Origin of the sequence: Parabacteroides sp. Marseille-P3160 (genome assembly GCF_900162725.1) — a bacterium.
Lineage (GTDB): Bacteria > Bacteroidota > Bacteroidia > Bacteroidales > Tannerellaceae > Marseille-P3160.
In genome coordinates this window covers 2,340,002-2,353,688 of record NZ_LT799418.1, presented here as the reverse complement: position 1 = coordinate 2,353,688, position 13,687 = coordinate 2,340,002, and the positions used below count along the sequence as shown (strand labels likewise).

Sequence of the window (13,687 nt, the reverse complement as noted above, 5' to 3'; positions counted from 1 at the left end):
TACGGAAAACATAGCTAATTCAAAATATTATGCACAGTGTATTTGCTTTATTTTATTAGTAAGCAGCGTGTTATCACAAATGCTACGCATAACCATATACTGAGCATAATGGTGCTTATGCATCACTATTCATAAGCACCATTGTGTAGGCGGTTACTATTCAAAAACAGATTCCCTGATACTCTCTGCCTGTATTGACGGCAAAAAAATAGAAACCATCGAAATATCCCTTTCAAAATTGCAGGTTATCCAATCGAGGGGGGTATGCAACAAGAATACAAAATACCACAATCAAATTATCAACCTTGTAGAGAACAATATACCTCTCATAGAAAGCAGATTAGCAGCATAAAATCAATTTTAAACAGTAAACAATATGAAAGCAACAGAAGTAAACGAAAATTTAATTGGGAAGTATTGCCACATTTCGGGCGACTTAGAAAACGGATATTTTGACGGAAAACCGTACATCTGCCACGAGAGTATCACACGAGTTATCACTCGCATAACTGACACACATATCATTTGCGAATGTGGCAGAAAATTCTTAAAAAACCAAAATTTAGAGATTGTAGAACGCTAATAAATCATAGGGCGGAGCAATCCGCCCACAACAAAAAAGAATATGAAACAAGATAAATCAATAACAATCGCATTTTCAGGACATAGAAGCAATCGTATTACTATGGATATGGATAGTCTTGCCAAACAGGCAGAAAAGACAATCACAGCCTTTTATATGCAGGGGTACAGGCACTTTATGACAGGTATGGCAGAAGGTTTTGACCTTCTGACGGCAGAAGCCGTTTTGAAGATAAAAAATCTTCATACCGACATAAAGCTGATATGTGTCATTCCCTTTTCGGGACAGGCTTTAAGGTTTTCCGATGAAGATAAAAAACGGTATGGAATCATTTTTCAGCAATGCGATGAATCCATATTGATTACCGACCGATATTATAAAGGATGCTTTCACCGCCGTAATGATTATCTGGTAGATAACTCCGCATTCCTAATTAGCTATTTTGACGGAGAAAGCAAAGGCGGTACATATTACACCGTAAATCGGGCTAAGTCCAAGAATATAGCAGTCATTAACCTGATGGACTACCAACGGGCTAACGAATGGTGGAATAGTGCCACAAGTGAAGAAAAAGACCTGTTTTCAGGCTATTCTACCGAAACGGAACAATCCTTATTTTGGGAACAGCTACACGAATCAGACAGAAGCAACATTCATCAATACTACCAGTACCAAACGGGTAAAATCGAATTACAGGAAGATGATGCCAACAGCCTGTTAATGGAGATTATATGCGAATTGGCAGACATCGCACTGGAAAAGGAATATAGTATGCCCCGTGAAAAAATGTGCGACAGGCACGGCTCATTCTTAGAAAAGTATCAGGACAGTTTTAATAACTTGTATGATAATATTGAGGACAGAATAGTAAGCTACGATTTTATAACAGAATAAATATATACGGATATGAAAACAAATTCAATCAATCACAACGGCTGTTCCGTATGCGGACAGGGAAAAGAGAACTATACAACGTTTCGTTTTGCACACCGCCCGAAACAGACATTCTATCAGTACGATTACAGGCACACAGACGGGGAGTTATTTTCAATAGTCGCACCGACTTTGGAGGAATGCCGTACCCGTCGGGATGAATGGCTAACTAAGAAAAGTAATAACAACTAATACCCAACATCATGGCACAGGAAAAAATGGACGATTGGATGCAAGATGCGAAAGACCTTGCAAAAGCGGAACGGGAACTCAAAATAGAACATTGGGTATATATAACCTTTGAAATAAGGGACGAGGATAGAAACCGTGAAATACTACATATAATCGACATACCCCGTGCCATGTTAGACCGTTGGCGGTGGGTAATCGAATGGCGCAGGGCAAAGTTAGTATGCAAATATCCCCGTAAGCATATTTGGGTATATCACTGTGCATACGACAAGCGGACGGGCTTGCAGACGGGTTTTGATTTTTTGTTAGGCAAAGTAACTTCGGCAAAGGCACAGATAACTAAGGTAGAGAGGGCAATCGCCAAATATACCGACTATATGACACACAACGACCTATTTTTTAATATAGATACGGATGAGAAGTTACTCAAATCTAAATCCAAATTGGAGCAAAAAAAGAAGAATTATAATGAAGCGTATGCCATTTTACAGGCAGAAGTCATCAAGCATAAACAGAACAGCACCATGTATAAATTATTTATAGGATTCAAGAAATTAGGCGAGTTTGCCTCTATCATGGAAGCCAAGAAACACGCGGATAATAGCGGATTATCAGGTACTTTTAACCTGATTGGCGACCGCTATCGGGATAGTTGGTATGTTTTCCCGAACTTCAAAAATGAGTAGATATGATAATACGGGCGGAAACGCCCGTTACTATTCTTATGAGATTTCCAAATTATTTTGAAGAAAATATTAAAACTTGCGAAGAATTAATTCTTCGCAAGTTTTAATATCCTTATTGCCCCTCTGATAACAATAAGAAAGACGATACTACCGATAATAAGGTCTGGTATCTGATTATTTAATTGCCATACCAAGAATCCTGCAAGAATTACCCCTGCATTTATAATCACATCATTAGATGAAAAAATGATACTTGCCTGTATATGGGCATCTTTGCTTTTTGTCCTTTGAAGTAAAAGCAAACAAATGACATTGGCAATCAAAGCAAGTATGGATACACCTATCATCGTTTGAAAGACAGGCATTTCTTCTGCACCTGTAAACCGCCTGATTACCTCTATAAAACCGATTGCAGCCAAAAATATCTGGAAATATCCGCAAATCATGGCAACCCGCTTTTTACGGCTTACGGCTGCACCTACCGCAAACAAGCTTAATCCATATACAAAAGCATCGGCAAGCATATCAAGACTATCCGCAACCAATCCCATTGATTTGGATATGATACCCGTTGACATTTCAATCAGGAAAAAACCGAAGTTAATAGCCAACACAATCCAAAGGACTTTACGCTGTTTACTATCTTCCTCTGCCTTAAATTCGCCTGTCATTTCAGCACTTTCAATAAAGCGTGAACCGAGATTCAAGGTAGCAAGCTGTTGTTCGATTATTTGATAGTCGCCTGTATGGTAAACAGTCAATACCCTGCCTTTCAGGTCAAATTCCTGTTTGGCAATACCCTCTACGTTTTGAAGTTTCATCCGAATGAGGTTTTCCTCACTCGGACAATCCATTTGTTCAATTTTAAAAATTGATTTATTCATTTTACAATTTAAATATTATCCCGGCATTCAGAACAAAACCGTCCAATGGTGCGTAAATATCCCGGAATTCGGGCTTAGTCATCGAACCTGTATGAATGGTGTCGAACCTTGTCTGCCGTCTGTCGGTAAAGTTCTCAAAGTTAGCATATATTGAGAATCTTTCCCAAATCCGTTGCATCATTAATCCGCAGATAAGGTAATCTTTTCCCTTTTTTCCGTCATTCAAGTTTTGTTTTCCTGTATAGTAGGCTTCTAATCCGATTTTCCATTTATCTTCCACCTCATACATTAATACAGAATTGATTTTATGTTTCGGTGTAAGGGTTTTCTGATAGCTTCTGCCGTCTTCCTTAACTTTAGCATCCGTATAGGTATATCCGAGAAATAAACCAAAGTCCTTATATTTTATTTTCATATTGGTTTCAGCCCCTTTGCTGTCCACATGACCGTCTATGTTGTTAAACTGCCAACGGTTATTATCCGCAGCTTGCAGTTCAAGCGGATTTTTCAGGCAAGTATAAAAGAATAACTGGTTTATACTTAAATATACTTGGTCGTCAAACAAACCTGTTTTATAAGTGAAATCCACATTTGCCCCGTAGCTTCTTTCCAGTTTGTTATTATCATCATCTATCGGCAAGACATTCTGAAACTGTATGCGTTCGCTATCTTCCGAAAAAATGGTAGGTGCTTTATATCCGAATCCGCCACCTACACGGGATGAAAATTTATCCGTTATTTTGAAATGTGACGATATACGGGGCAGTACTGCAAAACCGTAATCGGTAACATAGTCGGTACGCAATCCGGTTTCAAGGTTCATCCAGTCCGTTATTTTCGTATTGTTTTGTACAAATAAGCCTAAAGTAGTCATATTGTAGTCTCGCAAAGGAAAATCGGTCAGTTTCCTTTCGGTAAATTTATCCGTCCATATATTTGCACCGGCTACCCATTCTGTCTTTTCTTTCGTATGTATATAGGATACTTCCGAGAAAGACGATAGCTGCTCTCCGTCAAATTTAAAATCGGGAATCTCAATCTTACGGCTGAAATAGGTTACACTGTTTTTTACATTCAATCTGTTTTGTTTATCAAAACGGTGTTCAAATGTAAGTTGGCTTGAATGCCTCTGTGTCTTGTTTCTTTCAAAATAAGAATGTTCTTCATCCCCTTTATCTTTTAAATATCCCATATCACCACCTAAACGGGTTTCTATCATGGAGTTTATACCGAAATTTAAGTCTGTATTTTCAGACAGGTATAAGAATAGTTTTGGATTCAATACAAACCTATCGAATTTTGGTATTGCTGTAAAGCCTACATCTGACGGGTCATAAGCCCAGTTACGGTTATACGATGCAAATACGGTAGTACCTACTTTATTGAATTTCTGACCGAAAAAGCTGTTTACATCAAGTCCTTTGCCTGTTGTCCCGTTCAGGTGTATTGAAAAATCCCTTTCTTTTTCAGGTGTTTTCGATATAAGGTTTACCAAACCCGCAATCGCACCGCCACCGTATAAGGTAGAAGAAGAACCTTTTATAATTTCAACCTGCTTTAAATCGAGAGGCGGTGTCTGTAATAAGCCTAATCCGCTTGCTGCACCCGAAAATACAGGAAAACCGTCTTTTAATATTTGGGTGTATCTACCGTCCAAGCCCTGAATACGGATAGATGAATTACCCGATATGGCAGATGTTTGTTGCGTCATAATACCCGTGCTTTCATTCAGAAGCATACGGATATCTCCGGGTTTCATAACCCCTTTTTCGCCTAATTCTTCGGCATTTATAAATTCAATGCGTGTAGGAATATCTTTAAAAGTACGTGTTCCCCTTGTCGAAGAAACAACTATTTCCTGCAATGTTTCTTCGTCCGCTTCAACCCTGATAACAATAACTTCATCCGAAGCCAAAGGGAATGTAAACTCTTTGATGGTTTTTTCATATCCCACATAAGTAATTTCAAACTTATGTTTTCCATCAGGAATATTGGAGAGAACCGCCAAACCTTCGGTATCGGAAGATGTACCGTTCGTTGTGTTTTGTAGCACAATATTAGCACCTATTAATATCTCTTTGCTATCACAATCTATTAATTTGACTCTAAGTGTGTTTTGTGCGAAAATATTGGAAAAGCTGAATGCTAAAAATAACATCAGTATAATTTTTGTTTTCATTTTTATTCTTCTTTTTAATCTTCAATTTGAAATGATATAGGAGTTACGATACTACAAATAATGTATTATCGCAAAAAACGCAGGGCATATTCTAAATGTCCTGTAAAATTAAAAGTTGATTTATGCTTTTGGCGGTTGCCAGATTGAAGATTTAAAATCAGGAAGATTATTTCTTAATATATATTCTGATTCGCAATCAGATGTTGAGCCTAAAGTTATAACTATTGGATTATAAAAACGAGCTTCCGGGAATCCGTAACAAGTATTACAATGTAGAAAAGGAGAACAGCAACTATTATCGGTGCAATCATCACAACTATTGCCTATATCATTGCTTATTTCAGCATATATAGATAAACATTTATCCTCTAAACAACAAGGCATTACTGATAGCAGTAATACATATATGGATAATATGAGGGATAAATATTTCATGTGGCAAAGGTAAGAAAATCATATTAACAAATAGTCAGGAATTTAATATTTTTATAATCAGACACCACGTTACTGATTGGAATATTGATTATTATAATTAAATATGTAATGATTGTCATTCTTTATTACAGCAAACATCCGAGCTACAAGCTTAGCTCTGATAGCATTTAATACCGACATTTTATTTTTGCCTTCGCCAACTTTTCTATCGTAGTACGCCCTTAATCCACTATTTTTATTTTGAATAGCAGATAAGGCAGCTAAATGAAGTAGAGATTTTATACTCTTATTTGCTCTTTGGGAAACCCGATTTTTAGAGAACTGACTACTTCCTGATGAGTAACTAAATGGCGCAACACCCGCATGACAACAAAATTTGCGACTATCGGTAAATCGCGTAAAGGCTTGTGTTTCCAATATCATTTTTAAAGAAGTCTTTTTTCCTATTCCTTCAATACTCAATAATAATTTCATCTGATGAGACAACAAAGCATCTTTTGCTGCAATACTCTCAATTTCCGCTTCAATATTAGATATTGCTTTATCCAATTCTTTAATAAGCAGGGATAATCTCTTTAACTTCAACTTATAGACATAATCAGGCATATATTCCTTTTGATCTGATAATTGAGCTTGGTATTTGGCTCTATCAACACATAGCATATTTAATTCTGTTGATAATAGCTTTATTGATTCTATACTTATTGTCGGGTGATTATATATTTTAAGTTTATCTACATAACGATACGCATACAAAGCGATTCGTTTAGCATCTACCGGATCATTTTTCCCTCGTTGTAATCCGGAACTGTATTTTATTTGGGTAGGGTCTTCTAACCAAAGTTTATAGTTTCCAACTTGACAAGAGATTGCTAAAGGATAAATATATAATCCTGTAAATTCAGCACATATTACTATTTGTTCCGCATCTATATTTTGTTCCACACAAATTATAGATAAATAGTTTTCGATACTCTTTTGATGATTTGGAATAACATCTTGTTTGACCACAGAGCCATTCTTCAACACACAACAATCCAAGTTTTTCTTACTCACATCAATTCCAATAAAATAAGAGTCTTTCATGATAAAGTGATTTAATGATTTATAATTTGGAAAGGCACTTGAATATATCCTAAAAACCTTAAATATCTTTCAGATTAAATTCTTATATAGGTCTAATCCAAGACAAATAACAAGTTCGTAATAGTAACATAAGTTATTCCTACTTTCCATGTTGATTTACTTGTTATTTTCCTTTCTTTTTAATTAATAACGTAAATCATTAAATGTTCTTGAAATTAAATGAATAAAATGAGTTCCAAATAGTAACATAGACTTTACATTTCTCTTTTTCCATATGGTTCACTCATTATAGTTTATAAAATAATTACAATGCAAACCTAAGGTTTTCCATGACTTTAATAGCTTTACGGGAAGAAAAAGTAACAAAAAGCCTTTTGAACCTATTTGTTTTCATACATTTGAGCAAATAGGTATCTTTGTATTGAAATCTCAATCGTATGGCTGTAAAAATAGAAAAATGGGTAGTTGCCCAGAAAAAACATAAATTGTCAGACAAGCATGTCCAAATGGCTCGTGAGTTGGGACTGAACCCCGATAAATTAGGAAAAATAGATAATCATAAACAGGAAACATGGAAAGCTCCATTGCCCCAGTTTATCGAAGAAATATATTACAAACGTTTCAAACGGGAAGAACCGGCAACCATCCGTTCCCTGAAAGAAATCATCGCTGATGATAAAGCCAAAAAGGAAAAGAAGAAAAAAGAAAAAGCTAGTCGTCAAGAAAATATCATTTTAGTCAAAGATGATAGTAAAGAAATAGAAAATTCAGCAAAACCAGCTTCCCTTTCGGCAAAACTTAAACTGTATAACGAGAAGCCCAAAGTCAAAGTTAAATTAGAGGGTGGAGAAAGTCCGGATTCTATTCTTCTAAAGGAAGCTCACATTTTTGATGAGGCTTTTGATTTTTATGAAAAAGAAAACGTTACGTTTTCACAGTTGGGATTTATTCTAAAAAATATACATCCCAGATATAAGCCACGTCGTTATGGCTGTAATACATTAAGGGCAATCTATGAAAAATTAGATAAGTACGAAGTTGTACAGGGAGAAGAACTTGTTGTGCGAAGGATACAAGAGAATATAATAGAAACTGAATAAAATCCGCCTGTTGGCGGATTTTATCATTAACCAATCTGTAAATTAACCTCCCTTTTGAAGCGAAACGGGCTGGAAACATAATAATAGCAGTTTGTAGCCCATCCGGTGGTAACTACAATAGAGCCATATCCAAAGATACGACCTGCGACACTCTGTACTACCTGAACACCTTCGCATTTTGCCAGTACCAGCTCGACCGTCCTGCGGCTTATTACACCTGTTTTCAAAATTACACGTTTATTAGTAACGGCGTAAATTGAACCAACCTTAACCAAAACACGCTGCACAAGGGAAACTAACCCCAAGAATAGCAACGTTATCCCTAAATACTGTGTTATTCGGACTTCATCAAAATAACACATAAATCCGATAGCCAATAATATAGCAGGTTGCAGGAATAGAAATATATGTATTCTCGCCCTGTACATTATTTCTTCTCCGGGTTGTAAATATGTAGTAAGAAATCTCATATTATTTTTTCGTTTATGATTTGTTTTTCAATATTTTAAACAGGCAACTGCACCATCCTGTCGGATTCAGGAAGCGTTTACCTTTCCTGATCTCATAGTGCAAATGGCTACCTGTCGATATTCCCGTGTTGCCTACACAGGCAATTTGTTGTGTTATACTTACCGAATCGCCTGTATTAACCATCGTTCTGCTTAAATGGGCATAGAATGAACGAAAATTTCCTGCGTGTTCAACCTCAATGTAGTTTCCATATCCCGAACAAAAACCTTTACGAACTACGACCCCGTTGCCAGTAGCATATACAGGAGTACCTTTTGTTTTAGGAATATCAATCCCAGTATGAAATTTTCGTCTTTTATAAATAGGATGACTACGATTTCCAAACCCCGATGAAATACGCAGCGGTTTCTTAATCGGAAAAATTACCGGATAGTCGGATAACTCATCAATAGACATTTGCAAAGAATCCGCTATCCGCCAGAACTCATTTATAGAATAGACAGGTTTCGTACATTCTTCTATTTCCGATTTTCTGTTTACAGAATCAAACGGCTGCCCTGATACGGGCAAATGCAGCAAAACGGTAAAGAACATTATTAGGTATTTCATAATCAATCTGTAAATACAGTAAGTACCCGAAATAATCCGGGTACTTGCTTATTTATTCAATTTCCTCTCCCCACAGCTCTACGTCTGTCGGGGCATTATTCAACGACCGGGCTATACATAGCCAGCAAAGGACGTTTAACCCTATAAAACTGCATAAAATCATAGACTGATACTTTTTGTAAATCTTCTTTTTCCTCGTCATCATCCCCCCTATCATTCTGCCAACTGAATGTTTTTTGAACCACCTGACCGAATGAATCTTCTACATATACATCGATAACTTGCTGATCCGTGCTGTGTGATGTATAGTAAAGTCGGAATGTCGTTTTATTCAACGGGTACAGGTCATTCGGTAGAAATACCGTGCCTTCATCATTTCGTAATTGACCTTTCCCATCACTTTGGAAATACCTGATAAAGAACTGTGCCTGCTCGTAGTCGCCTTCCTTTACCAGTTGGCACCGAATTTCCGCACTCTCGCCCTGAACGATTTTTTTCTGGACGGGCATAGTAACAAGATCAAATGAATAAGCCTGCTGAACATCCAAATCGTCACTACAGGCACAGACTATTGCCGATAGCAATAGCGTGTATAAAAAATATGCTAAGAATTTTTTCATTGTAATTTCTATTTTAATTGATTATAAATTTGATTCCCAATCCATACTGGAAATGAAAATGCCCCGATGATGTACCCCATAACACCCTTTCACGGGCAGTCAGGAGCAACACAACACGGTCGGACAGATACGTTTCCATTTCCAACGTAATAGCACCCCCGTAGATGAACCGGTCTTTGTTCCGGAGTGTGGAGCCGTCAAAGAGAGTTTTCTCTCCCCAGTTGCTCGTTTCATACCCGGCAAGAGCCGAAGCACCCAAAGAAAAAAGGACTACTTTATTATGATCGGAAAGGAATTTCAGGTAATAACCACCCTCTCCGGTAAACTGGCTGACAGGTATCCTGTCATCTTTGTACGGGTAATATTTATTCAGAAACTCGGCACCGAATACCCACTTATTTGCATGTTTGGTATAGGTGGCCATCGACAGCCCAAAGTAATAGCCCAGTTCATTTTTTTTGTCTGAAGAGTGGAAACCATCCACCATTCCACCTGTTACCTGTATGCCTTGCATACCGGGTAAACAGCGTTGTGCTTGCACTTTGCCCGATATGCCAAAGCATAATATCAGGGCAAAGCACAATACAAACGCGTAATAAAACGTATCCCGTTTCATTATTTCACTTTTAATTCGTTGATAACTTTCGCTCTTATCAGGTCGGCATTTTCAACTGTAAAACTTTGATGCCGTCCACCCTCTTTTTCATTCAATTCGATGATAAGGTGCTTATCATCCGGTATCGTAAACTTCGGCAAAGTAAAAATCACACGTTCAGCCCGTTTTCCACCTATCAATGTCAGGTTATTATGTGCCCGGAGCGGTACGATTACCTGTTCCTGAATGGCTGTACGTTTCGCCAGTTTTTTATCGACAATTTTGAACGTAATAAAATCTACATCAAACGGCACATTGGAACTATTCTTTAGTTGCATGTGGAAATAAAGCAAGCCATTATGTGTATATATTCCTTTGAGTGTGTATTGAATCCCGAAACGTTTGGAGCCGATATGCTTTATTTCCCTGTCATCATTCTTATAGATAGATTTCATAATCAGCTTGACCAGTAACGGCGATTCGCTACCCAGCTCCCTCATATAAATCTCCATAGCGTTGTTCGGTCTGTTCACGGCTTCCCCGTCATGGATAAAGTCGGTCATTTCAACCGACAGTTTAATCGGCTCATCGGCATATTTAATGTTGAACGTATAATATGCACCATCTTCGGTTATTACCGCCAGATTGCTTTCTTTGGAAAAATCCCGGAGGGCAGCTTTTACACGCAGTACATTTTCCGCTCCGTCCGCTTTGGCCGCCAACAGGTCGGCAGAACCTAAGTCCACATAACGGATTGCAGAGGGAAAGATGATATGTACCGTTTTTGAGAATGTAACCTCCAGTGCATACGGTGGTATCATCCGGTTAAAGGTTAGCGGTCTGGTCAGACCGTCAAAATAATCTCCGGTAGAGGGAGAAATGTTTGCTGTTTGTTGCTTTTCTACACTCTGTTTTTCAACATCCTGAGCGTTGGCTGTGAATACGCACCCGATAATAGCGAGTACAAAAAGAATTTGTTTCATACGAAAAATTGTTTTAATTGTTAATTACTTAATACTATTGGATTTTTTAGTGGTGGCTTATGCCCTGTTTTATACCTTTGGAAGAAGTAATACCTGATGATTAGCTTTCAATGTTACTTCCACTTTCCGCATTTTTTTACTGACATATTGCGATAATCCCTGAATGGCACTACGTCCCAAGTCGGCGGCAAGCTGTGAACCTGCATCGTCCGTTATGGTAATGCTACTGCCCATCGACGTACCCATGTTAGCTGCAATTTCTTTAGCTGCGTTCATTTCATCCGAACCAGGAGCCGAAAATCCCCGCAACCCGTCCAAATCGTAAACATCCATTTCAACAGGTATCACATTATCTGCATACTGTATAGATATAATTGTGACTTGAAGCCGCTCCCCACTAATCTTTGCACTCCCCGTCAGGATAGTGTTGGCAGGAATCAGGATATTTCCGGCTCTCATCGGCTCCAGTAAACGCAGTTGCATTTCTTTTCCGTCGGAAAGTTTAATGGTCTGGTAAACACAAGCCTTGATACCGTTTTTCTCCGTTATGGCTTCCTGTCCGGCAGCCGTGATAAATCCCACGTTACGGGGCTTGCTGTATTGTTCCAGAAACTCGTCATTATCCATCGGAGCCGCCAAAAGGGAAACCACATTGTGATGCACCTGTGATACAGGCTTCGGAGTAACTTTTTCACGCAAATTGATGGTGTTATCCCCTGTCTGATGTGTATCGGTCGATACCTGCCCCTGTGCATTGGGCGTGTATTTGGCGGCAATCTGGTAGGATTTCTCTATCAGTTCCAGTTGTTTATCCTCCGCACTTTTCGCAGCTTCGGCTTCTTCCAGTTTGCGTTCCAATTCCTGCATACGCCGATCCATAGCAAGTTGCTGTTCATTGGCTCCGCTTGCGGGTTGTTCATACCAACTGTTTAACTGGCGGTTTACATCCTGATAAGCATGGGCTGATGATTGGATAGGAGAAACCGCACTTCGGGTGTTATCCGGAGAATCGGGAGTAACAGGAGCTATACGTGCCTGACGGTCGTATTCATCCTGCGCTTTGCGGCCGTCATCCTCTCCGATTGAAAAAGCAAAGTCCTGTAAATTACGCCTTTTACTTTCTTCTTTGTTCCGCATGGCTTCCTGTTCATAAGCCGTCCGCTTATCCCCTACGATAGCTTCGTCTTTGGGGATAGGCAGTTCAGGGTTAAATCCGTCGGGTTGCTTTTCATCCTTTCCGCCGGAGGGCGCAAAGATGAGCCACATCGCCCCGATGAACAGCAAGACGAACAACGGATAGATAAGCATCTTTTTCCGCTTCTGCATCTCCTGCGGGGTAAGCTCTTTTTTAGGCTTACTCTCTTTCTTTTTTTCGGTAACGTCCGGTTTCGGTTCGTTACCTTCATTTTCCTTACTCATAATCAAATCTGTTTATTTGGTTTATACTATCTGCTTTTTGCTGATGCTCCAGTTCCAATTGCCTGATATGGTCTATCTGCATCTGTTCCTGACCGTTTTTCTTTCCCATATTATATATGGAAGAAACCGTCATGTAGATGGAACCGGCGCCAAATACAAAAAGCATTACAAGGATTATGATAATCCGTCCGTCGGGCGTTATCTGCCCCAGCAATGACCGCAGACCGTCTTCCATCCAGTCCCTTACGTCTGTAATTTTTTTCTTTATCATGGCTTACCGGTCTATTGTTCGTAAATCCCTGTTTTCTATTATTTCAAAGCGTTCCATAGTGAAACCATGAGGGTTATTGTCCGAACGCACAGAGTTTATCAAGTCGCAGCGTGTAACAAGGCTTCGCTCCGTTACATTACTTGCCCTGATTATCATTTGCCGGGAATAGGTCATCACCTTATAGGGATAAACATCGAGATTACATGCCACAGAATCGATCTGAATAATCTGATTGATATTACCCGACACAATGCGGTTGTAGTAACCTTTTTCCTGCATATCCTGATAATAGCGGAAAGCACTTTTGTCCACCAGAAAGAGTGCCCGGTTGATGTTTGATTCAATGGCGCTTTTATCCGGTGACAAGGTGAAGAACAGTTCGTGAAATCGCTTGATATGCTCACGGGCTTCCACAGGACGATTTTGGCTTAAATCCTGTGAAAGAGCGAGCATAAGCGACTTCCCATCATCCAATACATAGATTTTCTGCCGTTGTGCTTCTGCAAAGCTGAACGAGTTCCATACCGCATATCCGGTAATCCCTGCACACAGCACGACAAACACAATGGCGATAATCCGTATTTGCTTGAAACTTGTTTCAATATTTTTTAAACTTTTGAATTCCATTATTTTTCGTTATT

14 protein-coding genes and 2 pseudogenes are annotated in these 13,687 nt (G+C 38.8%); 5 read left to right on the top strand and 11 right to left on the bottom strand.

Annotated elements, in window-relative coordinates:
* Nucleotides 1–136: 136 nt before the first annotated feature.
* The 4 genes and pseudogenes from BQ8014_RS09380 to BQ8014_RS09360 all read left to right on the top strand — a co-directional run.
* Nucleotides 137–352: pseudogene (locus tag BQ8014_RS09380) on the top strand (PcfJ domain-containing protein); the annotation flags it as partial.
* Nucleotides 353–625: 273 nt separating this feature from the next.
* Nucleotides 626–1,477 carry an SLOG family protein gene (locus BQ8014_RS09370; RefSeq protein ID WP_006844345.1) on the top strand — a complete coding sequence of 284 codons (852 nt, stop codon included), beginning with the start codon at nucleotides 626–628 and terminating at the stop codon, nucleotides 1,475–1,477.
* Between the two features lie 12 nt (nucleotides 1,478–1,489).
* On the top strand, nucleotides 1,490–1,708 hold the full coding sequence (locus tag BQ8014_RS09365) for a DUF3873 family protein (protein ID WP_006844346.1): 219 nt from the start codon (nucleotides 1,490–1,492) through the stop codon (nucleotides 1,706–1,708).
* A gap of 11 nt (nucleotides 1,709–1,719) precedes the next feature.
* Nucleotides 1,720–2,394 carry a hypothetical protein gene (locus BQ8014_RS09360; protein ID WP_006844347.1) on the top strand — a complete coding sequence of 225 codons (675 nt, stop codon included), beginning with the start codon at nucleotides 1,720–1,722 and terminating at the stop codon, nucleotides 2,392–2,394.
* An 86-nt stretch (nucleotides 2,395–2,480) separates the two neighbouring features.
* On the opposite strand, the gene BQ8014_RS09355 is transcribed toward BQ8014_RS09360, so the two are convergent.
* From BQ8014_RS09355 to BQ8014_RS09345, 3 genes are all read right to left on the bottom strand, one after another.
* Nucleotides 2,481–3,278, bottom strand: a complete 798-nt coding sequence (locus BQ8014_RS09355) for a cation diffusion facilitator family transporter (protein WP_080904110.1) — start codon at nucleotides 3,276–3,278, stop codon at nucleotides 2,481–2,483.
* Between the two features lies 1 nt (nucleotide 3,279).
* Nucleotides 3,280–5,457 carry a TonB-dependent receptor gene (locus BQ8014_RS09350; RefSeq protein WP_006844349.1) on the bottom strand — a complete coding sequence of 726 codons (2,178 nt, stop codon included), beginning with the start codon at nucleotides 5,455–5,457 and terminating at the stop codon, nucleotides 3,280–3,282.
* A gap of 504 nt (nucleotides 5,458–5,961) precedes the next feature.
* Nucleotides 5,962–6,978, bottom strand: a complete 1,017-nt coding sequence (locus BQ8014_RS09345) for an IS110 family RNA-guided transposase (protein WP_006844350.1) — start codon at nucleotides 6,976–6,978, stop codon at nucleotides 5,962–5,964.
* Nucleotides 6,979–7,415: 437 nt separating this feature from the next.
* On the opposite strand from BQ8014_RS09345, the pseudogene BQ8014_RS20030 reads away from it, so the two are divergent.
* A pseudogene (locus tag BQ8014_RS20030) lies at nucleotides 7,416–7,703 on the top strand (hypothetical protein); the annotation flags it as partial.
* 401 nt (nucleotides 7,704–8,104) lie between these two features.
* On the opposite strand, the gene BQ8014_RS19860 reads toward BQ8014_RS20030, so the two are convergent.
* The 8 genes from BQ8014_RS19860 to traK form a co-directional block, all read right to left on the bottom strand.
* Complete coding sequence (locus BQ8014_RS19860) at nucleotides 8,105–8,440, bottom strand: PH domain-containing protein (protein WP_255376325.1); 336 nt, start codon at nucleotides 8,438–8,440, stop codon at nucleotides 8,105–8,107.
* A 121-nt stretch (nucleotides 8,441–8,561) separates the two neighbouring features.
* Nucleotides 8,562–9,158, bottom strand: a complete 597-nt coding sequence (locus tag BQ8014_RS09330; RefSeq protein WP_026177125.1) for a M23 family metallopeptidase — start codon at nucleotides 9,156–9,158, stop codon at nucleotides 8,562–8,564.
* A gap of 95 nt (nucleotides 9,159–9,253) precedes the next feature.
* Nucleotides 9,254–9,778, bottom strand: a complete 525-nt coding sequence (locus BQ8014_RS09325) for a DUF3872 domain-containing protein (protein WP_006844354.1) — start codon at nucleotides 9,776–9,778, stop codon at nucleotides 9,254–9,256.
* Nucleotides 9,779–9,791: 13 nt separating this feature from the next.
* Nucleotides 9,792–10,394: a conjugal transfer protein TraO gene (locus BQ8014_RS09320; protein ID WP_006844355.1), complete on the bottom strand. Its 603-nt coding sequence runs from the start codon at nucleotides 10,392–10,394 to the stop codon at nucleotides 9,792–9,794.
* The gene (gene traN, locus BQ8014_RS09315) at nucleotides 10,394–11,356 is read right to left on the bottom strand and encodes a conjugative transposon protein TraN (protein WP_006844356.1); all 963 of its coding nucleotides are present in this window, start codon (nucleotides 11,354–11,356) and stop codon (nucleotides 10,394–10,396) included. The genes BQ8014_RS09320 and traN overlap by 1 nt, the downstream gene beginning before the upstream one ends.
* A gap of 69 nt (nucleotides 11,357–11,425) precedes the next feature.
* Entirely contained in the window at nucleotides 11,426–12,775 is a 1,350-nt protein-coding gene (gene traM, locus BQ8014_RS09310) for a conjugative transposon protein TraM (protein WP_006844357.1), read from the bottom strand.
* Complete coding sequence (locus BQ8014_RS09305) at nucleotides 12,768–13,046, bottom strand: TraL conjugative transposon family protein (RefSeq protein ID WP_006844358.1); 279 nt, start codon at nucleotides 13,044–13,046, stop codon at nucleotides 12,768–12,770. The genes traM and BQ8014_RS09305 overlap by 8 nt, the downstream gene beginning before the upstream one ends.
* A 3-nt stretch (nucleotides 13,047–13,049) precedes the next feature.
* Nucleotides 13,050–13,673: a conjugative transposon protein TraK gene (gene traK, locus BQ8014_RS09300; protein WP_006844359.1), complete on the bottom strand. Its 624-nt coding sequence runs from the start codon at nucleotides 13,671–13,673 to the stop codon at nucleotides 13,050–13,052.
* Nucleotides 13,674–13,687: the final 14 nt, after the last annotated feature.